The sequence below is a fragment of the Neobacillus drentensis genome (assembly GCF_021560175.1).
Taxonomy (GTDB): Bacteria; Bacillota; Bacilli; order Bacillales; family Cytobacillaceae; genus Neobacillus; species Neobacillus drentensis_A.
In genome coordinates this window covers 2726115-2746807 of record NZ_CP091110.1, presented here as the reverse complement: position 1 = coordinate 2746807, position 20693 = coordinate 2726115, and the positions used below count along the sequence as shown (strand labels likewise).

Sequence of the window (20693 nt, the reverse complement as noted above, 5' to 3'; positions counted from 1 at the left end):
ATCAATTGGTACCATATGTAGAAGGGACCACACCATTTGTACATATACTGGTGTGGTCCCTTGTTTAATGTCAAATTAAAAACACTCCAAGCGTAGACTGATCCAATAGAAATAGGAATGCCAATAGCCGAGAGAGCGATCAGCCACCCGATTTTTTGTTAGTTATGTTTATTCGTCATGAGTAATTATCATCTTAGAAGCTGCTAATGCGGCACGCTTCCTTGCCTCTTCGACTGATTCTCCGTTACTCAACACAACGCCCATCCGTCTTCCCACTTTTGTCTCCGGTTTTCCAAACACCCTAACCTGTGTGTCAGGAGTGGATAAGCTTTCAGAAACTCCAGTTATTTGGTAGTTCTTGCTCTCCTTCGTTGCTTTTATCGTATGGCTTGCACCAGGTCTCATTAGCTGAACGGAAGGAATCGGGTAGCCTAAAATCGCTCGTATATGTAAAGCAAATTCGGACAGGTCCTGGGTTACCATTGTCACCATTCCAGTATCATGTGGCCGTGGTGATACTTCACTAAAATAAACACCTTGTGGAGAAAGAAATAATTCCACTCCAAACAGGCCGTATCCGCCAAGAGCATCGGTGATTTTTTTGGCCATATCTTGCGCTTCAGTGATTTGTTCGATTGACATGTCATGCGGCTGCCAGGATTCAATATAATCACCATCTTTTTGAACATGTCCGATTGGAGCACAGTAGGTTGTTCCCGAAGTGGAACGAACGGTTAGCAGGGTAATTTCTGATTCAAAATGGATAAATTCCTCTACAATTACTCGAGTTTTTTTGCCTCTTCCACCTGAAATAGCCTCTTGCCAAGACCATTCTACATCCTCGATTGAACGGCAAACGGTTTGCCCTTTTCCAGATGAACTCATGATTGGTTTAATCACACAGGGAATCCCAATTTCTTTTACAGCATCCTTTAATTCCTCTAGTGTGTTTGCAAAAGCATATTTTGCTGTAGGAATTTCTAGTTCTTCACTTGCCAATCGGCGAATTCCTTCGCGATCCATGGTCAAGTTCACTGCTTTAGCAGTCGGTACAATCCAGAATCCTTCGTTTTCAAGGTCGATTAACGTTTTTGTTGCAATTGCCTCAATTTCAGGAATCACGAAATCCGGCTTCTCTTGTTCTATCACTCTGCGAAGTTCTTCTCCATCCAGCATATCCACCACATAGGAACGGTGGGCCACCTGCATGGCAGGAGCGTTTTCATATCTGTCTACAGCTATGGTCTCAAGTCCTAATCGCTGTGCCTCGATGATCGTCTCTTTACCAAGCTCACCAGAACCGAGCAGCAACACTTTCTTTGTCTGGGTACCAATCATTTCATACAACCCCTCATTGTTTGTCTTTTGATTATCGTAACCTATATTTACACTTCCTTCAAGTGGTTTCTTTATTCAAAACACGAACATTAATTATCACTTTTATTATAATGATTCGTAATTTTATTCAAAAACGCAACCAACTATTCATAACAAGTTTACTTGTGAGGTGCAAAATGGTAAATAGTAAACCAAACCACTTTAAGTTCATAGTATATTTCATTCTCAAAAAGGCTTAGAGATACAAATATCTCTAAGCCTCAGACTGTCGACAAATCCGAAAAAATTAAGGGTTTGTAGGCAGTCTTTTTTGTATAATTGGGATATAGATAATTTTTTTGAGGTGGATAAGATGTTAAGTAAGAATACACAGATAAATCGTGACCAATTAGAAATGATAGCTTTAGAACAACTTGTGCCGGCCAACCATTTAGTACGCAAGTTAGAAGCTTCTATTGATTTTTCATTTATCTATCCCCTGGTTCAAGAAATGTATTCTACTGAAAGAGGACGCCCAAGCATTGATCCTGTGATATTAATTAAGATGGCATTCATCCAATACACCTTCGGTATTCGATCTATGCGAAGAACTATTGAAGAAATCGAAACAAATTTGGCTTATCGTTGGTTCTTAGGCTTTGGATTTTATGATAAAGTGCCTCACTTCTCTACCTTCGGTAAAAATTACGAACGACGTTTTAAAGATACAGATTTATTTGAACAGATCTTCTATCGTATTTTGAAGGAAGCCTCTGATAAGAAATTGATTAGTAGCGAGCATGTATTTATAGATTCAACCCATGTAAAAGCAAGTGCAAATAAACATAAATTCGAGAAGAAATTAGTTAGAAAAGAAACGAAAGCATACGAAGCAAGACTACAAGAAGAGATTAATAAAGACCGTGAAGAACATGATAAAAAGCCATTTCCACCAGATAAGTTTGAGAAAGAGGAATTTAAGGAAATAAAAAAAAGTACTACTGACCCTGAGAGTGGTTATTACGTAAAAGACGAGCGTACGAAACAGTTCGCATACTCATTCCATGCGGCCGCTGATCGAAATGGTTTTGTATTAGGGGCAATTGTAACTCCTGGGAATGTCCATGATAGTGTCATTTTCGAACCACTATTGGAAAAGGTAATCGAGAAACAAGGAAAACCTTCTGCTGTTGCTGCTGATGCTGGATATAAAACACCTGCTATTGCCCAATACATATTTGAAAATGATATGACACCTGCTTTACCTTATACTCGCCCTCGTACGAAAGAGGGGTACATGAAAAAATATGAATATGTTTATGATGAATACTACGATTGTTATATCTGTCCGCAAGGACAAGTATTGAAGTATGCAACTACGACGAAGGAAGGCTACCGTCAATACTTCTCTAATCCGATTGAATGTGAAAAATGTCCCTTACTTTCAAAATGCACGCAGAGTAAGGAACATAAAAAACTCATTCAGCGTCATGTCTGGGAACACCATATAGAAGAAGCCGAATATCTTCGTTCGACACAAGAGAATAAAAGCATTTACGCAAAACGCAAAGAAACCATTGAACGTGTTTTTGCAGATGCCAAGGAAAAGCATGGTATGCGTTGGACAACCTTAAGAGGCCTAAAAAAATTGTCCATGCAAGCGATGCTTACTTTTGCTGCCATGAATTTAAAAAAGATGGCCAATTGGACTTGGATAAGTCCAGAAATGGCGTAGCAATAAGCATAGGATAGGCCTAACTTTTGCTCTTACGAGCAAAAAAACAACAAAAAGACACCCAGATTGGCACATCCGGATGCCTTTTGTCTACAATCTGAGGCTTAGAGATACAAATATCTCTAAGCCTTTCTTGAATTTTTTTACTAGAGCACCCGTAAGATGTATAAGTTCATTAGCCTTTAAAGCGAGTTTGATAAATAAGCGGAGAAATATCTCTTAATTAGGATTTTGTTCTGAAAATGGCTTGAATAGACGGAGAATTTCCGACTATTGCCTCAAAAAAAATGAAAATGGGCAATTTATATTTTCTTAGTCGGAAAACCTCCGCTTATTTTAAAGCAAAAAAGAGCACATCCTCGATGCCCCCTTTTCCTTTGAAAAATAATCCTCCATATGCCTCCACATTCCTCAATGAAGCTCGATCGTTTATTTGGATTTGAACTTTTTTATAAATTTAGTAAACATAGGAGAAATTTCTTTCAGCAATGGTTTATATTGTTTAGTTGTTTCGACCAGCATATCAACCGTTTCCATCAGCAATTCGACATCCACTTTATTAAGAAGATTACCAATTTGTTGTTCTAGTTGACTTTGAGGAGTGGGCGGACTGTCCTCCTCTTCATTTCTCCTGGAGGCAAAAAACCAATTATCAAACTGATTGGATTTACGATTAGAAGGCGGTACCTCTTTTTGGCCCAGAAATTCTTGTGAACTGCTTTCATACTTTGTACGTTCTTCTCTGTGTTGATGGCCTCCAAACATTAATTTACGGTCCGGAATTTCTTGTGAACCACTTTCATTCTTTTTACGTCCTTCTCTGTGTTGATGGCCTCCAAACATTAATTTACGGTCCGGAATTTCTTGTGAACTACTTTCATTCTTTTTACGTCCTTCTCTGTGTTGATTATCGCCAAACATAAATGCTCGGTTCGGAATTTCTTGTAAATCACCTTCGTCCTTTTTGTTTCCTTCTCTTCGCCGATTGGCTCCAAACATTAAACTCGAAAACCGATCAAATTCTCCATTAGGTTCCCTTCTAACTCTTTTCTCTTCCCCCAATGATCTCACTCTTCTTCCCTTCATCCTCTTTTAGATAAAATATGATTGGATTTGTAACAAGGTGTGGACAACATAATAAAAAACATAAAAAAAAATCAGGATATCCTCCTGATCTTTTATGTCCCTACTGATAAAACATCATTATTCGTTAAAAGCTCCATGTAGAATCTTGATTATGCGCTCCCATTTTTCCCTGATAAACCAACATAAATCATAAACCAAAACGGTGCCATCATCGCGATTCCTCGGATGAACCCAATAAAAAAATTGAACATAGCGATCTCCTCCTTATGAGTTGAAGATAGAAAGATTTCCTTCTTGGTTTTTACTCCCATTCGAAATGGTTAGAGGTCCCTTTGGTTAAGACATAAGCATTGGCAACGTGACAAACCGCTCTGATAAAAGGATTTTCATCCTTTGAATAAATCTCCATCGCTTCAGCCCTTGTCACTTTGTCTTTCTAGTAAAATACCCGTTTTTTGAATAGAAGAAACAGAAATTTATTCATTCAATAAAAACGGAAACTAAACCTTACGCTAAACAATCCGGCAGCCGTTATTCATCCTATGGTTAGGTTTTTAATACCACAAAAAGGGTATATGTTTAGAGATTACTAGCAACTAACAAAAGGGATGTGACTGATAATGCTATCTACAAACCAGCTTGATCATTTAAAAAATAGTCTTGAAGAGGATAAACAGGCCATTGAAGGTCAAATAGATGTTAATCGTCAATTGAATACAAGCTTGAGGGAAACAGTCGATGAATTATCAACCTATGACAATCACCCTGCTGATCTGGGGACAGAATTATTTGATCGTGAACGAGATCTTGCCTTAAAGCAACACCAGGATGAAGAACTTAGAAAGATCAACACGGCACTGGAGGCCATTGAAAATGGGACCTATGGAAAATGCCTGGTTTGCGAAAACGATATTCCTTACGAGCGGCTCGAAGTTCTTCCTTCTACCTTGTATTGTGTCAATCACTCCCCTGAAACATCTGGAGGAGATTATCGTCCAGTCGAGGAAGACATTATAGAACCACCTAAGATTAATTCCTTCAGGCATGAACCAAAAGAAGGTGTAATCGATACCCAAGATAGTTTTCAGGAAGTGGCCAAGTTTGGAACCTCGGAAACTCCTGCTGACCTCGTTGGAGATTATACGAACTATAATGAACTTTATAACCGTGGTAAAAATGAAGATTCCTATGCGGAGGATTACGAAACTTATGCTGCAACAGACCTAACGGGTCAGCAAAAAACCGTTCTGCCTTCCAAAAAGATGAAAGAGTACGAGGAACTGCTAGATCGTGAAGGGATTGACTCCAAAATTGGAGATATTCCGTATAAATGGAAAGATAGTTATCTAGAGGATAAATTAGATGAGAAGAAAACAGAGACTAAGTAAAGTCTCTGTTCAGACTGTCGACAAATCCGAAAAAATTAAGGGTTTGTAGGCAGTCTTTTTTGTATAATTGGGATATAGATAATTTTTTTGAGGTGGATAAGATGTTAAGTAAGAATACACAGATAAATCGTGACCAATTAGAAATGATAGCTTTAGAACAACTTGTGCCGGCCAACCATTTAGTACGCAAGTTAGAAGCTTCTATTGATTTTTCATTTATCTATCCCCTGGTTCAAGAAATGTATTCTACTGAAAGAGGACGCCCAAGCATTGATCCTGTGATATTAATTAAGATGGCATTCATCCAATACACCTTCGGTATTCGATCTATGCGAAGAACTATTGAAGAAATCGAAACAAATTTGGCTTATCGTTGGTTCTTAGGCTTTGGATTTTATGATAAAGTGCCTCACTTCTCTACCTTCGGTAAAAATTACGAACGACGTTTTAAAGATACAGATTTATTTGAACAGATCTTCTATCGTATTTTGAAGGAAGCCTCTGATAAGAAATTGATTAGTAGCGAGCATGTATTTATAGATTCAACCCATGTAAAAGCAAGTGCAAATAAACATAAATTCGAGAAGAAATTAGTTAGAAAAGAAACGAAAGCATACGAAGCAAGACTACAAGAAGAGATTAATAAAGACCGTGAAGAACATGATAAAAAGCCATTTCCACCAGATAAGTTTGAGAAAGAGGAATTTAAGGAAATAAAAAAAAGTACTACTGACCCTGAGAGTGGTTATTACGTAAAAGACGAGCGTACGAAACAGTTCGCATACTCATTCCATGCGGCCGCTGATCGAAATGGTTTTGTATTAGGGGCAATTGTAACTCCTGGGAATGTCCATGATAGTGTCATTTTCGAACCACTATTGGAAAAGGTAATCGAGAAACAAGGAAAACCTTCTGCTGTTGCTGCTGATGCTGGATATAAAACACCTGCTATTGCCCAATACATATTTGAAAATGATATGACACCTGCTTTACCTTATACTCGCCCTCGTACGAAAGAGGGGTACATGAAAAAATATGAATATGTTTATGATGAATACTACGATTGTTATATCTGTCCGCAAGGACAAGTATTGAAGTATGCAACTACGACGAAGGAAGGCTACCGTCAATACTTCTCTAATCCGATTGAATGTGAAAAATGTCCCTTACTTTCAAAATGCACGCAGAGTAAGGAACATAAAAAACTCATTCAGCGTCATGTCTGGGAACACCATATAGAAGAAGCCGAATATCTTCGTTCGACACAAGAGAATAAAAGCATTTACGCAAAACGCAAAGAAACCATTGAACGTGTTTTTGCAGATGCCAAGGAAAAGCATGGTATGCGTTGGACAACCTTAAGAGGCCTAAAAAAATTGTCCATGCAAGCGATGCTTACTTTTGCAGCCATGAATTTAAAAAAGATGGCCAATTGGACTTGGATAAGTCCAGAAATGGCGTAGCAATAAGCATAGGATAGGCCTAACTTTTGCTCTTACGAGCAAAAAAACAACAAAAAGACACCCAGATTGGCACATCCGGATGCCTTTTGTCTACAATCTGAACAGAGACTAAGTAAAGTCTCTGTTTTACCTAAACCAGTCTCCTACTTCTCCCGTTAAATAAAAGTGAGATCAAGTTTTTTTATTTGTTCCCCTTTCAAGCCCTTCCCTTCCCATCATTGAACCCAAATCAAAAACGAACCATAACAACCACTCCCCAAATGTCGTTTTCTTGTGAATCATTCCCCCTGATCAGGGATTAAGCCAATCTTTGGATAAAAAATAACATCTTCTAATTTATGGTAAAATATATATAAGTAATATTCTGTAAAAATAAAAGTTTAATAGAATATATCAAAACCCAGAGGTGATGCAAATGAATAGGGAATTTTACAGTAAACACTTTACACTTGAAAAGGTTAGTGATGGTGTATATGCGGCTCTAGCAAAAACAGGTGGAGGTGCTGTAGCAAATGCAGGCTTTGTGGATTTAGGAGACAAAGTGATCGTTTTTGATACTTTTAACACGCAACAAGCATCACAAGATCTAAAATATGCTGCTGAAATGATAACTAACCAGAAAGTCACTTTAGTTGTTAATAGTCATTGGCATGGCGACCACATTCGAGGTAACCAAACCTTTAAGGATAGTAACATCATTTCTAGCCAAACTACTCTTTCAAAGATAAAAGAGCTTCATCCGTTAAGAATTAAGAAACAAAAAGATGATATACAGGGACTATCAAATTATATTGATTCCCTAAAAAATCAATTAGATAAATCCAATAACTCGGAGTTACAAAATCAAATTAATTTTTTAAGTGAGATAAAAAATTCGTTGCCGACCCTGGAATTAGTATTACCAAGCCAAACATTCATGAACGAACTGAATATTCAGGGAACAACGCGAAATGCAAAGCTCTTTACGTTAGGAGGAGGGCATTCATACTGTGATGCGATGCTTTATATTCCCGAAAACAAAGTAATTTTTATGGGAGACCTGCTATTTGTTAACTGTCACCCAACGTTTTTTGAAGAGTCGAATCCTAAAAAATGGATTGAAATTTTACACCAGGTTAAGAACCTGGAAATCGAAGCAGCAATACCAGGGCACGGTTCTATTGGCACAAAAGAAGACATTACAAAAATAATTACCTATATAAAGTATTTGATGTCCATCATTATAGAAAACAACAAAGCCGATAAAGCCGAAATTCCTACTATTTATAGAGATTGGACTTCGCCAGAGGTTTATCACCAGAATATCAAAAGGCTAGAAGAATCACTAATTAAATAAGATTAGTCTGAAATCCCTTCCCAGTTGAGAAGGGATTTATTCTTGAATTAGAATTTTATTATTCGATAAATTCCCGGGAATCCCCTTCCACTCTCTTTTTCAGCTTCCATGGGCACAAATTTCTTTTATTGTGACCGGTCCACCTCTTTTTCGGAGTCCACGGGCACAAATTTCTTTTATTGTTACCGGCTTCCCTCTTTTTCAGCTTCCACGGGCACTATTCTCTTTTATTGTGACCGGTCCACCTCTTTTTTGGAGTCCACGGGCACTATTCTCTTTTATTGTGACCGGTCCACCCCTTTTTCGGAGTCCACGGGCACTATTCTCTTTTATTGTGACCTCCATTATATAAGCATTGGTATCTTTTCCTTAAACGCTTGAATCAAAAGCCCTAATTAAACTTCAAGGTTTAAGCATTAATGATTACGTTTATACATAAGTGATACCTATTTTGGAGGGAGGAGTAACGATGTGGTATGCAGCCATGTGGGGAGCCATTTCCGGTTCGGCGGTTTTCCTAGGTGCCCTTGCGGCGATGTTTCTACCCGTAAAGCAAAGGATCATTGGAGACATCATGGCTTTTGGTACAGGAATATTGATTGGAGCAGCTTCCTATGAATTGCTTGAAGATTCCCTCCACGATGGAGGTTTAAAAGCAACAGCGATTGGATTTATTTTGGGTGCTCTTATTTTTACAATCCTAAATTATTTCATTTCGAAAAAAGGGGCGCATCAACGAAAAAGATCAAATCAGCAAGTAAAAGGTTCAGGGCTTGCCATTTTTATCGGGACAGTGATGGATGCTATCCCCGAATCCATCATGGTAGGAGCCAGTCTTTTGGAAAAGCAGTCTGTCAGCTGGTTGTTAGTTGCAGCGATTTTCCTTAGTAATATACCCGAAGGACTTTCCAGTACCGTTGGTTTAAAAAACAGCGGGTATCATAAAAGCAAGATTTTTCTTTTGTGGGTATCCGTTTTGGTGATTGCTACCGTTAGTGCCTGGGGAGGATACTTTTTCCTATCAAACGCACCTGACTATCTTTTGGCAGGAATCGCCGCTTTCGCAGGGGGCGGGATCATTGCTATGATTACTTCAACCATGATGCCCGAAGCGTATGAAGAAAGCGGAACCGTTACTGGTTTGATTGCTGCTCTCGGATTATTGGTATCACTGGTCATGGATCATTTTTCGTGACAGATGAGAAAAAGGTGCTTTCCTTAAAGGAAAACACCTTTTCTTTTAAATCATTCCTCTACTTCGAAACGGTCGCTAACGTTGCTTCCGGAGTGGTTACCTGATCATAAAAATTCACGAACTGGTCACGTTCGTTGCTATTACGGTACGCCATGGCGACCCGAGGATGTTCATTAAGCACACCAGAAATCATGTAAGGAATGATATAGCCCCACTCCCACTTATTTCTCATTTCTACCATGTGCTTTTCAATTACACCCAGTAACGGTCTCAGCTCATAGCTTGATTTTTGAATATAGCTAACGAGAAGCTCTGTGTTGCAGTTACCTGCCGCACGTCCCATGCCATAAACAGATGAATCTAGGAAGATTGCTCCATTTTGGTAGGCCGTTAAGGTGTTAGCGAATGCTAGCTGCATATTATTATGGGTATGAATCCCAAGCTGTTTGTTAGGGAGCATCGACTGAAACTTTTTCACCTGATGGGCAATTCCAGCAGGATCTAAGCTTCCAAAGGAATCAACGACATACACCACATCTACAGGGCTTTCTTTTACCATTTCCATTGCTTCAATCAGCTGATGCTCTGGCACGCTGGATAAGGCCATAATGTTAAGGGATGTCTCGTACCCTAAATCATGGAACATTTGGACAAGTTCTAAACCTTTGTCCACTTCACGGACATAGCATGCCACCCGAATCATATCCAATACGCTTTGCTCACGGGGCAGAATGTCATTTGGATCGACACGGCCAATATCAACAAGAGCTGATAACTTCGTGAACTTTTTCTCAGGAATGACTTCTTTTAGGAACTCATCATCCAGAAATCTCCATGGATTATGCTCCTTCGCGTTCAAAAGCTTTGCGGAATTTTTGTAGCCAATTTCCATATATTCCACACCAGCTTCACTTAGTCCATTATATAAGTCCTGAACAAATTCGACACTGAAATCCCAATTGTTTACTAATCCCCCATCACGAATCGTACAGTCTAATATTTTGCTGCTATGTGCCATAATTGTAACTCCCCCTGTTATTTACTCTTTCGCCATATTATTTGCTATTATTAAAGGGGTTATATCATGATTCGAGCAAAGGTGTCAAATTTATTTTTTCAATTTTGAATATTTTATAAGATTAACTTGGATTTTAGGTAATGGTAAACCCCATCTTCATCACAAGTAAACTCTGTTACATCATCTGTAACTTCTTTTATACTATCAGGTGCATTTTTCATAGCCACTGCATAATTCACGAGACGCAGCATCGGTAAGTCATTGTCGCTATCACCGATGGCCATTGTTTCCCTCTCGGACAAATTAAAGTGCTTTAACATTTGTTGGATTCCGGTTGCTTTGTTGACGTTCGCCACCATCAATTCGACGTTATACTCTGTTGAAATGGAAGTGGTAAAATCTATTTCTTTCTTTAATAGCTCCAGTTTTTCTTTCCAGTGATTGATCTGTTCCTTTGTTCTGGCAAAGAAATAGAATTTGGAGAATTCATTCCCCCTTATTTCATCCGCCCAGTTAATTTTTTCTTTAATCGCATCCTTACGAGAACTCCACTCATTTATTCCTACACCCTCCGGCTTGGGGTCTCTTATTTCATTTTCTACGTAGTCCCTGTCCTGCTTTAATGTGATTCGGGGAGAGCCATATGGAAACAGTTCATAATACACCTTGTTTTCCCTTGCCATTTTAATAACGGTTTCCACTAGCTCACGAGAAAGTGAATGTTTAAAAATTACTTCATGGCCTGCATATCCAACCATCCCATTCGAGGCTACAATCCCATCTACTTGAAAACCAGGCGGAACAATGCCTTCAATTTCTTCAAATGCTCTGCCTGTAGCGATGAAAACGTTGATCCCGCGGTTTCTAAGTTCATCAATGATTTCTTTTGTATGTATACTTACCTGGTTTTGATGGTTTAATATCGTTCCATCCATGTCTAAAAATATCGCTTTTGGTGTTACCTCCACCTAAATTTCCCCCTTTGCATGCAATTGAATTCATTTAGTTAGTATACACTTTATTTCTTTTTCCCACTATAATGCCATCTTCCCTCCTCAATCTCGGGTAGGATTCCTCTTATATATTCCTTTAGGTTCTCCGGCAATTCATCTTTTTCAAGTTCATCAAGTGTAAAGTAAATAATTTGTGCAGCAGCTGGATCCATGACTTGGACTTGAATCTGTGTATGCCCTTTTATGTCTGAAATTTTCCTTGTTAGCATGATATGATAAGACATCTTCATCACCTCAATACCATTATAACAGAACAAATGTTCTTGTTTTGGGGAATTAGCTGAAATTCAGATTTTTAAAATTAAAAAACCCTTACGCAAGCGTAAAGGTCCCTTTATCGTTATGGTAAATATGCCCTAGCCTTATTTATCATCCAAAACGAAATCATCGCAACAATGGCTAAATATAATTCCACCACCCATAAATTTGTAAAACGACCCGTCTGTACGAATATGAGCGGGAAATCAATCGCTGCATGAATCAGAATGGCATATATTACGTAAACAAACTTCTTTTTTACAACGGCTATCAATACCCATAAACTAAAGGCGATCTGCATGAAGACGGCGAAAAACCGTTCGACAGAGGCTAATAAATAATAGGAAATACCATTGTTTAATAGGGAATCTTTAATAATGGCAAGCTGGTCTGTTGAGATTTGTCCTCCCAACGATTTTTCTAGTGTTCCTGCATTAATCATAAAGGCAAACAAAATGTTTGGCACGATTATCGTTAACATTAGCACCACTGCCTCAATGCCGCCCCAGCCGACGCCAAAAGAAATCCCGCCTTTGTAGTCATGGAATTTTTTTAGCAGCCAAGTATATAAAAGAAAGCGGCCCAGTTCTTCGAATATGCCCGCTGCCATCCCTCCATACACCCCAAAAGCCCAAGGGTGGTCAGCATAGTGGGGAAAAGCCGTGATGACCGCTAGATGGAGCGCTTTTTCCAAAACCTGTGACATCACCACAAAACCAATCGCCCCTACGATGACTGGCTTTACTGCAATCCCTGACCTCTTACGAAAAAATAAAATCAACCCAATAAATAATGCAAATGAAAACACAATTGGAACAAACATTGAAATAATCGTTGCTGTACTAACCATTATTCTCCCCCTATAGAAACCACTGTTTATTATCATTATTAATAATGATAATAATTGATTTACCATTAACTGTCAACCACAATTAATAAATTTAAAAATAATAATAGGCTTTCACTCTTTCAACCCAAAAGTTTATCAGACTGCTAAACAGAACAGACGTTTTGCTGTACAATAGTGATTGTCTGTTTTTGTTTTATGAGATTAATAGGATGAAAGGTGGAAATACATTGAATGGTACCGCACATGCAGTCATTGGATCAGCAACAGGATTTATTGTGGCTCATACCTATCATGCCCCTCCGGCTGAGACACTCTTGTTTGTCGGACTAGGAGGTGTCTCAGGATTAATGCCAGATTTAGATATTGATGGTAAACTGCGCGGAAAAATTACTCTGCCGCATGAGGTGATTCGGCTATCAGCCCTGATCATTGGATTGATGATGATTGTCTATAGTTTCGTAGAGAAAGCGGTTTTAGAGCGCTGGCTGGGGGTTGGCATCGGCGTGTTAATTATCGTCGTTGCCTCCTTCATTAAGCAGAAACACATGTTAACGATTACCGGGATAGCGGTCATGACGGGGGGATTCTCGATAGACGAACGATGGTTAATTCTGCTCGGAATCTACCTTATCATTGCGTCCTTTTCTTCTCACCGCAGCTATACCCATTCCATCATAGGAGTTGTTTTCTTTGGAGTAATCGCTTCCAATTTAGAGGCTTCACTGGGGATCCGTGGTGTGTTCTATACCTGTTGTGGGGCTTACATCAGTCATCTGATCGCTGATTTAAAAATCCTGCCATTTAATAAACGTGGGATAAAGCCATTTTTACCTCTGTCACACAAGGAAATTTAACTCTAACAACTATTGTATGGTGACCACTTGTGTGGCCAACCCCCTCATTGTTGTCCGGTAACTTATTTGCATACATACTCGCTTAACTTCCTGATGTTTATTTAGTTAATTCTTTTTTTAAAAGATTGAATAGTATTAAGTAAAAGTGATTTTACACCATTGTGGAGGAGAGGAATTTGAAGGCTGCAAATCAAATCGGTATGGAGATTGGAATTTATTCATTAGCGGAATTATACCCAGACCCGCTAACAGGGAAAACCATCAGCGCAAAGCAGCGGATGGAGGAAATCATCAAAGCGGCCAAGTTAGCGGATGAAGCAGGGCTGGATGTATTTGGCGTGGGAGAACATCACCGTTTAGATTATGCCGTGTCCTCCCCGTCAGTGGTCCTGTCAGCGATTTCCCAAGTCACTAAGCGAATTAAACTTACTAGTGCTACAACCGTGCTAAATACGGTAGATCCTGTTCGATTATTTGAGGATTTTGCCACACTGGATCTTTTATCCGATGGGCGGGCTGAAATTATTGCGGGACGCGGGGCTTTTTTAGACTCCTTCCCCCTTTTCGGATATGATCTAACGAATTATGATGAATTGTTTGAAGAACACTTGGAGCTTTTTCTTAAGCTAAATGAGCAGGAAATAGTCACCTGGAATGGCCGTTATCGTTCCTCCTTAAAGGATGCTGCCATCTCTCCCCGTCCTATACAACGGAAGATTCCCATATGGGTAGGTGTTGGAGGGACAGTGAAAAGTGCGGAACGAGCTGGCAGATTAGGGACTGGATTAGCGTTAGTGATTCTTGGCGGAGATCCCAGTTTCTTTCAGCCGTTCGTCGAGCGGTACCGAGAATCGGCAGCTTTAGCCGGCCATGCTTTGGAAGACATGAAGGTTGCTGTTACCGGGCATGCCTATATTTCCAAAACGAATCAGCAGGCAATCGATGAATATTACCCGTATCATTCCAATTATTGGCACCAGCTCAATCGTCATCATGGGGTCAATAAGACTTTGCCGAAGGCAGAATTTGAGCAGATGTGCAGCAAAGAAAAAGCCCTATTTGTCGGAAGTTCACAGGAAATTATCGAAAAAATCCTGCGCCACTACGAGTTGTTTGGACACCAACGATTTTTAGCCCAAATCGATATTGGTGGAATGCCCTTTAAAAAAGTCGCCGAGAACATTGAACGGTTGGCAACAGAAGTTGCTCCCGTTGTACGGAAAGAAACTAGGAAGTAATTACAGACTAAAAAATTGGAAATTTAACTTAGTATTGACAGGTTTGGATAAAAAAGGATAAAATAAAATCACTACTATGTATAACAAAGTAGTGATTTTTTCATTTACTACCTTGCTATACAATATAGTTAGGGACATCTAAAAAAGAAAGGAAGCTTTACCATGTCCTTAAGAAGTCAATTATTAAAAGGAATATTGGATGGTTGTGTCTTATCCGTAATTGAAAAGGAACCAGTGTATGGCTATGAATTGTCAAAGAAACTGCAAGAAGTGGGATTAGGGGAAGTCAGTGAGGGTACGATCTATCCTGTTTTGTTACGATTACAAAAAAACGGTCTTATTTCTGGGCAAATGCAGCCATCGGAGTCTGGTCCAAATCGGAAATATTATTATTTAACCGAACAAGGCAAAGAATCACTAGATACGATCACTACAGAGTGGATGCAAATTGTAAATCCTGTTCATTTATTATTCAAGGGGAGGAATTTTTCGTGAAGGCTAAACAATTAATTGAGGAAAATAATCGAAAGCGTGAGCTTCTCAACCCAGAGAACAACCACTATTATAGTGACATGTTGATTTACATCCGTCTAAATCTCTCTCTATCTGAACAACAATCCGAGGAAGTTTTGCTGGAAATGCTCGATCACTTAATTGACGGTCAGAAGGAAGGAAAAACAGCTTACGATATTTTTGGTGATGACCCAAAACGTTATGCCGATGACATTATTCACAACCTTCCAAAAGAAAAGAAACGGGAAGTGATTCCTTTTCTTTTGGGAATCGTTTTACATCTGATTAGTTGGATGTTGATTCTTCGAGGTGTCGGCATACTAGTAACCTCATCATTTAGGGAAGTAGAAAGTACTGTCTATCTGTTCTCTTCTTTTATTATTTTTGCTGTTATTTTGGCATCCGTTGCATTCGGAGTATGGTTTATCTTTCGGATCATCCAACAATCCTTGTTTCATCAAGCTAAAAATGAAAAGAAAAATATGGTCATGGTTGGTGGTATCGGAGCGTTATTGATGGGAATTGTTATTACTGTAGGTATGTTCCTTCCACGCTTTGGTCCAACGTTAGACTTCACGTGGTGGGCATCTCTGCTAACAGGAGGAATACTTTGGATCATTATAACCATGCTGAGAAGGGTAAATGTTGGGTTTCGGTGAGAAAAAAATATCCCCATTAACTAGTTCACTAGTATATTGGGGATATTTTTTTCTATCATTCATTAAATGATGATGATATAGATTAGCGAATATCTCGCTTCGGAGAGCTTTTAACCAGCTTAATCTCTCCATTTTTAGGGATTAGTTCACTGATATTTTCAAATTTTTCTTCCCTTTGGTTGGGACCTTCCCAAACATATTCCTTAAAAGAGCAGCAAAAGAGTTTCCGGGCCACTCTTCCTTTTTCTCCAATTAAGTTGAACCAGCCTTGTCCAACATAAAAAGGATTAGTCAAAAATCTATCAATGATATAAGCGATACCGTCCTTCTCTTCCCCTGGATTAAATTTCGTTTTAGAAGAAAGAGCTAAGATAAAATAGTTTTTTAACGGATCTAATTCAAGTAATTGCAGATGGTACTTTTCACTTTGTTTTTGATTGAAATCCCCTACTATGGTTTTGATGCTTTTTTCAACATCTATGCCAAATTTACTTGCATCGTTCCATGTCATTAAACGTGAATCAAAAATGGACAAGGTTAGGATATAATAGGCCGCAAAATTTTTGGGATCAAATACTTTATTCTCCACTCGCTTTTCATCTTCTGGTTCAACAATATACCTCTTATAGTCCGCAAAGAAATCTTCCATCACATCGTATACCTTCTTTCATACTTTGATAGAATGAATGAAAAAAATGGCTTTCGTTTTATATTCTAAATATTCCTTTAATAAGGGTAAAAATCCTGCTATTTCTTACAAAAATCCACATTTTTCATGAATTTTAATCAAAAAGTCCTATGAAGGTTTCATATTTTGTCGTAATCGATAGTTACATTAAGCGATTGTCGTGACGGTTGACACTCGGCTGAGTTTCCCGTCCCAACGGGCACGATTATCTTTTTTTGTGACCTTTTCGACTGTATCTCCCGTCCCAACGGGCAAATTATCTTTTTTTTGACCGATCAACTGTATTCCCTAACCCAACGGGCACAATTATCTTTTTTTGTGACCGCTCAGCTGTATTCCCTATCCCAACGGGCACAATTATCGATTTTTGTGACCGATCAACTGTAGTTCCTAACCAAACGGGCACAATTACCTTTTTTCTGACCCGTTCGCCTGTATGTTTTATCGTCTGTTCACTTATTATCAAAATTCGCTACCACAGCCACTAAAGCCCCATTGAGTTACATAATTCGCTTTGCCCCAGATGTTTCGTTTTTCTATTTTTGCTAGATTTTCGTCCTCCAGATAACGCTCTAGGTACCGATAAGGTGGATGGATGATATAGGCGACTCGAGCCAATCCTTCTTTCAGCAGAGTTTCTTGAACCGAGTTTCCATTTACAAACACATAGGCGAGCAGGCGTCCATAAGAATCCCTGTCATTCCCTTTCTCCACTTCAAGTGTGATCTCTCCTGCTCTCACTAGTTCCTCATTTCGTTGAAAGGCTTCCATCGCAAAAGGCTGAACACACATGCCTGGCTTCTTCGATTCCGGTGTATCGATCAATAAATATCGAACCGTTTCAATGTTGCCTTCCACCCTTACTTTAATGGTATCCCCATCAATCGTGGCAACCCATGTTACAGGTACCCCACTGCCTGCCTCTTCTACGATGGAATCGCCTATTCGAGCCTCATTTTGAATGATCTGTTCATTTCCGGTATCCTCTTTGTTCTGTGTGCCAATTGGATGAAAAGCTAGAATCGACGTGGCAGCGATCAAGGCGCATCCGGCTACTCTTTTTCGCATAAAAAAATCCCTCCCGAGGAATGTCTTTTTGATTGGCCAAGACTCCCTTCCCATCGGTCATCCGCCTTTCATCGTTTAAATATAGAAAAAGAGGCAAAAAGGTTAGACTTGTTTCAAATCTTTGCAAAAAAAAAACTATCCCACTAATTTGGGATAGCTCGTCTTGTAGTTAATTATTTATCACAATATCATCAAAATTGATTCTACTCCCCGATGTACCAGAAACGACCATTCGGAAGCGGACTGGAGCCGTTTGGGTAAGGGTGAACGTTTTAACGGTTAAAGTGGATGAACTAGTATTCGTACTCCCCACGTTTGTCCAGGTCGAACCGCTATTCGTCGATAGTTGCAGCTGCCAATTAGCACCGCTGTCTGTCCCGAAATTGGCATGAGAAATCTGAATACTCTTGGCCCCGCTGACATTGAAATTCATCGTAAGTGCTCCAGCTGCTCGTACACGTGCCGACTGCAAGCCGGTTTTTTTATCGGTAGATAGATTGCCGATAAGCGCATTATCAAAATACCAAGAACCGCTCGAAAGCGTGACATTTCCTGAAGTGTACGCTGTTTTAGAACCGGATTCAAACTTTTCATTCAAGGTTGTCGTTGTTCCACTAGATCCGCTTGAACCATATCCATAGGAACCGGATTTAAACGTGCTAGAATCATACCATTTATAACCTGGATCTGGTGCAGCCCATGGTTCTACTTGCGGCTCAGTTGAGGTTTGTGGATTTTCCATCGATAGCAAGGCGGTTGGCTGATCTAGCTGCAACCCGCTAACCTGGGTTAAGGAGGTATAACTTTCCTGTTTTGCTAACCAATCGATGATATTCACAAGTAATGTACCATCATTTTGTTCTTTAAAACCGTCATAGGTTGTCTTCTTTGCGCCTGTTTCCTCACGCAAATATTTGGGAGTCGCATCTTCAACAGCCGAGGAATCACCGATAAACGCTGCTTTTCCTAACCCAAGTTTGGAAACGGCCGCATAAGGCCCCTCTGCTCTGCCTCCGCCATTATAGACGCCCTGATCGACTGCATTACCCCAAGCTAGTGTTGTTTTTGGAAGATAGACAATCCCTTTCGCCTTGGCTGGATCCGTAATCGCTAAGGTGGCTCCGGCATGCATGGCAACTGTAGAGACCCCTGTTGTTATTCCGAAGGCTTGACTCGGTGTGACGATATCATTGGCTGTTACATCCCCAATCGCATTGTAGCGGAAGCGGATTCCGAAGTTGGCTGACAGCCAGTCAGAGCCGGTGACCCCCTGCATGGCGGCAGACGAAGCCTCTTCTGATGTCATTCCTTTGGTCGGATTGGCATAGGCACCGCGACGATAGCCATTAAAGACCTCCGAAGCATCCCAGCGGTTTTTGTTGCGATCCGCATTATAATGATCGCCAATGAAAAAGATGCTCCCGCCATTTTGTACATATTGGATCATTGCTGCTTGCTCTGAAGTTTTGTAGGGGATATTCGCTTCCCCGATGACCAACACATTGTAGCCTTGTAAATCTTGATAGGTAATCGGCGTGGTTTTTCGCAGCTCTTTTGCGTAATAGCCTTTATTGGCTAAAGCATTGGCAAAATCCGAGAAACCTCCATCCAACACCCAGTCTGCTGCACCGGCTGTTTGTCCATGGGTATTATCAAATAAAATTTTCTTGCCATTGTCTGTCCCGACAGGCTGTAGTTGTGGGGCAGGATCGAGCGCATTTTCTGCTGAAGCAAGCGTTGGCAGATAAAGAGTTGAAGTCAAGAGCAGAAGGACCAATGCGAAAATGGGAAAGCTTTGACGTTTCATTCCATCACTCCTCGTATAGGTTGTCCTCCCTAAAATACCACACTCATGTTAGGTGAATCTTAAGAAAAGTTAAACTTTTAAAATTTTCCCAACTATCCTTACCTAGATGATTGACTACCCTTTGTTTCCTTATTCAAGTGCATTAATTTCAACTAAATCCCAAGAGGTAATGATCCCTAGGGGCTTTTCGCTCTGGTCCCCTGTTTCCGTTAGGATGACCGCTTCTAATTTTTTATTTTTCTGATGATACTCTTCAAATATTTCTTCCACAACAAACATATCTGTATCCTTTCCTACAAACTCAACCGCAAGGGGCCGATTGAAAGAATATAGATCTTGTACCCTTACTTCATCTAAATAAACTGTGCTTTCCAACAAATTTTGAGAAAACCATTGAATGATTCCTTCAGCTGTTAACAACCATTTATATCCACTTTGATTGTATATTGGATAAAGAGAATACCTTTTACGGTCAATGACCTTAAGAATATCCTTTAATTTTGCATCTTCTTGATAATAAAATACGGGTTTGGTAGCAATCGAAAGGGCCGTCCTTGGTTCATTAATCTTGGAAGCGATCAGTTCAATTTGTTCGACTACGCTCATATGTGGTTCCGCGATATAAAACCCTGGTTCCACTTTGTCATGAACAATGGAGTTTCTAAGCCGGCCGTATATTTTTAAATCATCATAATGTTTTCTAATGATGGCATGGATCGGAAAACCGATTCTAAGTAATTCCGTGTATTTGGTTGTTTTTGCATGTTTAATATTTTTTTGCAGCCAAGTATGGATTTTGTTAAAAGCCACTTCAAAACGTTCAGATAATTCATTATCTGTTCCTGTTGTCATAGTAAAATCCCTCTTTTCCGTCTTATTTTCTATTTATGTTTCCTATTCTTTCTTCATAAGACTCAGAATAAAAAAGTAGGAGTCCTAAAGAACTAGGAACTCCTGCGTTAATGGTCATTTATCTAGTTTTATTCTTATTGACTACAGGTTTAATAGGGTCCTGCGTTTTTTCCGATCATAGAGCTCTAAAGCAACTAAAAATAATTTTCTTTTCATTAATTCCTGTTCTAAACTTCTTAGGTTTTGGTCCCACTTATTCAATATGCTTACTACATATGCCTCTACTATATTTTCGTCACTAGCTTTCTCCCATTCTAACTCCAGTTCCTTTTCCCAAGTAAGAGCAATCAAAATA

21 protein-coding genes are annotated in these 20693 nt (G+C 39.5%); 9 read left to right on the top strand and 12 right to left on the bottom strand.

Features of this window, described 5'->3' with window-relative positions:
* Window positions 1-168: 168 nt before the first annotated feature.
* Window positions 169-1338 (bottom strand): formate-dependent phosphoribosylglycinamide formyltransferase, encoded by a 1170-nt coding sequence (gene purT, locus L1999_RS12760; protein WP_235743883.1) that lies wholly within the window; start codon window positions 1336-1338, stop codon window positions 169-171.
* Between the two features lie 352 nt (window positions 1339-1690).
* Between purT and L1999_RS12755 the strand changes: the two genes are divergently transcribed.
* A complete protein-coding gene (locus L1999_RS12755) occupies window positions 1691-3052 on the top strand; it encodes an IS1182 family transposase (RefSeq protein WP_235739642.1) in 1362 nt (453 codons plus the stop codon).
* Window positions 3053-3481: 429 nt separating this feature from the next.
* On the opposite strand, the gene L1999_RS12750 is transcribed toward L1999_RS12755, so the two are convergent.
* Window positions 3482-4123, bottom strand: a complete 642-nt coding sequence (locus L1999_RS12750; RefSeq protein ID WP_235743882.1) for a hypothetical protein — start codon at window positions 4121-4123, stop codon at window positions 3482-3484.
* 635 nt (window positions 4124-4758) lie between these two features.
* On the opposite strand from L1999_RS12750, the gene L1999_RS12745 reads away from it, so the two are divergent.
* From L1999_RS12745 to L1999_RS12730, 4 genes are all read left to right on the top strand, one after another.
* Window positions 4759-5526, top strand: coding sequence for a TraR/DksA C4-type zinc finger protein (locus tag L1999_RS12745; RefSeq protein WP_235743881.1), 768 nt, complete (start codon window positions 4759-4761; stop codon window positions 5524-5526).
* A gap of 101 nt (window positions 5527-5627) precedes the next feature.
* Window positions 5628-6989 carry an IS1182 family transposase gene (locus L1999_RS12740; RefSeq protein WP_235739642.1) on the top strand — a complete coding sequence of 454 codons (1362 nt, stop codon included), beginning with the start codon at window positions 5628-5630 and terminating at the stop codon, window positions 6987-6989.
* Window positions 6990-7404: 415 nt separating this feature from the next.
* Window positions 7405-8325, top strand: coding sequence for an MBL fold metallo-hydrolase (locus L1999_RS12735; RefSeq protein ID WP_235743880.1), 921 nt, complete (start codon window positions 7405-7407; stop codon window positions 8323-8325).
* 469 nt (window positions 8326-8794) lie between these two features.
* On the top strand, window positions 8795-9520 hold the full coding sequence (locus tag L1999_RS12730) for a ZIP family metal transporter (protein WP_235743879.1): 726 nt from the start codon (window positions 8795-8797) through the stop codon (window positions 9518-9520).
* A 58-nt stretch (window positions 9521-9578) separates the two neighbouring features.
* On the opposite strand, the gene L1999_RS12725 is transcribed toward L1999_RS12730, so the two are convergent.
* The 4 genes from L1999_RS12725 to L1999_RS12710 form a co-directional block, all read right to left on the bottom strand.
* Window positions 9579-10538, bottom strand: coding sequence for an aldolase catalytic domain-containing protein (locus L1999_RS12725; protein WP_235743878.1), 960 nt, complete (start codon window positions 10536-10538; stop codon window positions 9579-9581).
* 113 nt (window positions 10539-10651) lie between these two features.
* On the bottom strand, window positions 10652-11506 hold the full coding sequence (locus tag L1999_RS12720) for an HAD family hydrolase (RefSeq protein ID WP_235743877.1): 855 nt from the start codon (window positions 11504-11506) through the stop codon (window positions 10652-10654).
* A 50-nt stretch (window positions 11507-11556) separates the two neighbouring features.
* On the bottom strand, window positions 11557-11775 hold the full coding sequence (locus L1999_RS12715; RefSeq protein WP_235743876.1) for an SMI1/KNR4 family protein: 219 nt from the start codon (window positions 11773-11775) through the stop codon (window positions 11557-11559).
* 116 nt (window positions 11776-11891) lie between these two features.
* On the bottom strand, window positions 11892-12659 hold the full coding sequence (locus tag L1999_RS12710; RefSeq protein WP_235743875.1) for a YhfC family intramembrane metalloprotease: 768 nt from the start codon (window positions 12657-12659) through the stop codon (window positions 11892-11894).
* A gap of 227 nt (window positions 12660-12886) precedes the next feature.
* On the opposite strand from L1999_RS12710, the gene L1999_RS12705 reads away from it, so the two are divergent.
* The 4 genes from L1999_RS12705 (at window position 12887) to L1999_RS12690 (ending at window position 15923) form a co-directional block, all read left to right on the top strand.
* A complete protein-coding gene (locus tag L1999_RS12705) occupies window positions 12887-13513 on the top strand; it encodes a metal-dependent hydrolase (protein WP_235743874.1) in 627 nt (208 codons plus the stop codon).
* A gap of 200 nt (window positions 13514-13713) precedes the next feature.
* The gene (locus tag L1999_RS12700; protein WP_430540034.1) at window positions 13714-14751 is read left to right on the top strand and encodes an LLM class flavin-dependent oxidoreductase; all 1038 of its coding nucleotides are present in this window, start codon (window positions 13714-13716) and stop codon (window positions 14749-14751) included.
* A 162-nt stretch (window positions 14752-14913) separates the two neighbouring features.
* Window positions 14914-15246 (top strand): PadR family transcriptional regulator, encoded by a 333-nt coding sequence (locus L1999_RS12695; RefSeq protein WP_235743872.1) that lies wholly within the window; start codon window positions 14914-14916, stop codon window positions 15244-15246.
* The gene (locus L1999_RS12690) at window positions 15243-15923 is read left to right on the top strand and encodes a DUF1129 family protein (protein WP_235743871.1); all 681 of its coding nucleotides are present in this window, start codon (window positions 15243-15245) and stop codon (window positions 15921-15923) included. Before L1999_RS12695 ends, L1999_RS12690 begins: the two co-directional genes overlap by 4 nt.
* Before the next feature lie 82 nt (window positions 15924-16005).
* Here L1999_RS12690 and L1999_RS12685 read toward each other — a convergent pair whose 3' ends face one another.
* The 6 genes from L1999_RS12685 to L1999_RS12665 form a co-directional block, all read right to left on the bottom strand.
* The gene (locus tag L1999_RS12685; RefSeq protein WP_235743870.1) at window positions 16006-16575 is read right to left on the bottom strand and encodes a hypothetical protein; all 570 of its coding nucleotides are present in this window, start codon (window positions 16573-16575) and stop codon (window positions 16006-16008) included.
* A 183-nt stretch (window positions 16576-16758) separates the two neighbouring features.
* Window positions 16759-16890, bottom strand: a complete 132-nt coding sequence (locus tag L1999_RS29595) for a hypothetical protein (RefSeq protein ID WP_275677601.1) — start codon at window positions 16888-16890, stop codon at window positions 16759-16761.
* Window positions 16891-17073: 183 nt separating this feature from the next.
* Entirely contained in the window at window positions 17074-17679 is a 606-nt protein-coding gene (locus L1999_RS12680) for a thermonuclease family protein (protein ID WP_275677599.1), read from the bottom strand.
* Window positions 17680-17848: 169 nt separating this feature from the next.
* Window positions 17849-19486, bottom strand: a complete 1638-nt coding sequence (locus tag L1999_RS12675) for an Ig domain protein group 2 domain protein (protein ID WP_235743869.1) — start codon at window positions 19484-19486, stop codon at window positions 17849-17851.
* A gap of 129 nt (window positions 19487-19615) precedes the next feature.
* Window positions 19616-20338, bottom strand: coding sequence for a hypothetical protein (locus tag L1999_RS12670; protein ID WP_235743868.1), 723 nt, complete (start codon window positions 20336-20338; stop codon window positions 19616-19618).
* A 141-nt stretch (window positions 20339-20479) separates the two neighbouring features.
* Complete coding sequence (locus L1999_RS12665; RefSeq protein WP_235743867.1) at window positions 20480-20689, bottom strand: hypothetical protein; 210 nt, start codon at window positions 20687-20689, stop codon at window positions 20480-20482.
* Window positions 20690-20693: the final 4 nt, after the last annotated feature.

What these genes read in the sequence shown, in the direction of transcription:
- purT (WP_235743883.1), bottom strand. Translation starts at nt 1,338, where the DNA reads ATGATTGGTACCCAGACAAAGAAAGTGTTGCTGCTCGGTTCTGGTGAG.
- L1999_RS12755 (WP_235739642.1), top strand. Translation starts at nt 1,691, where the DNA reads ATGTTAAGTAAGAATACACAGATAAATCGTGACCAATTAGAAATGATA.
- L1999_RS12745 (WP_235743881.1), top strand. Translation starts at nt 4,759, where the DNA reads ATGCTATCTACAAACCAGCTTGATCATTTAAAAAATAGTCTTGAAGAG.
- L1999_RS12740 (WP_235739642.1), top strand. Translation starts at nt 5,628, where the DNA reads ATGTTAAGTAAGAATACACAGATAAATCGTGACCAATTAGAAATGATA.
- L1999_RS12735 (WP_235743880.1), top strand. Translation starts at nt 7,405, where the DNA reads ATGAATAGGGAATTTTACAGTAAACACTTTACACTTGAAAAGGTTAGT.
- L1999_RS12730 (WP_235743879.1), top strand. Translation starts at nt 8,795, where the DNA reads ATGTGGTATGCAGCCATGTGGGGAGCCATTTCCGGTTCGGCGGTTTTC.
- L1999_RS12725 (WP_235743878.1), bottom strand. Translation starts at nt 10,538, where the DNA reads ATGGCACATAGCAGCAAAATATTAGACTGTACGATTCGTGATGGGGGA.
- L1999_RS12715 (WP_235743876.1), bottom strand. Translation starts at nt 11,775, where the DNA reads ATGTCTTATCATATCATGCTAACAAGGAAAATTTCAGACATAAAAGGG.
- L1999_RS12710 (WP_235743875.1), bottom strand. Translation starts at nt 12,659, where the DNA reads ATGGTTAGTACAGCAACGATTATTTCAATGTTTGTTCCAATTGTGTTT.
- L1999_RS12700 (WP_430540034.1), top strand. Translation starts at nt 13,714, where the DNA reads ATGGAGATTGGAATTTATTCATTAGCGGAATTATACCCAGACCCGCTA.
- L1999_RS12695 (WP_235743872.1), top strand. Translation starts at nt 14,914, where the DNA reads ATGTCCTTAAGAAGTCAATTATTAAAAGGAATATTGGATGGTTGTGTC.
- L1999_RS12680 (WP_275677599.1), bottom strand. Translation starts at nt 17,679, where the DNA reads ATGCGAAAAAGAGTAGCCGGATGCGCCTTGATCGCTGCCACGTCGATT.
- L1999_RS12675 (WP_235743869.1), bottom strand. Translation starts at nt 19,486, where the DNA reads ATGAAACGTCAAAGCTTTCCCATTTTCGCATTGGTCCTTCTGCTCTTG.
- L1999_RS12670 (WP_235743868.1), bottom strand. Translation starts at nt 20,338, where the DNA reads ATGACAACAGGAACAGATAATGAATTATCTGAACGTTTTGAAGTGGCT.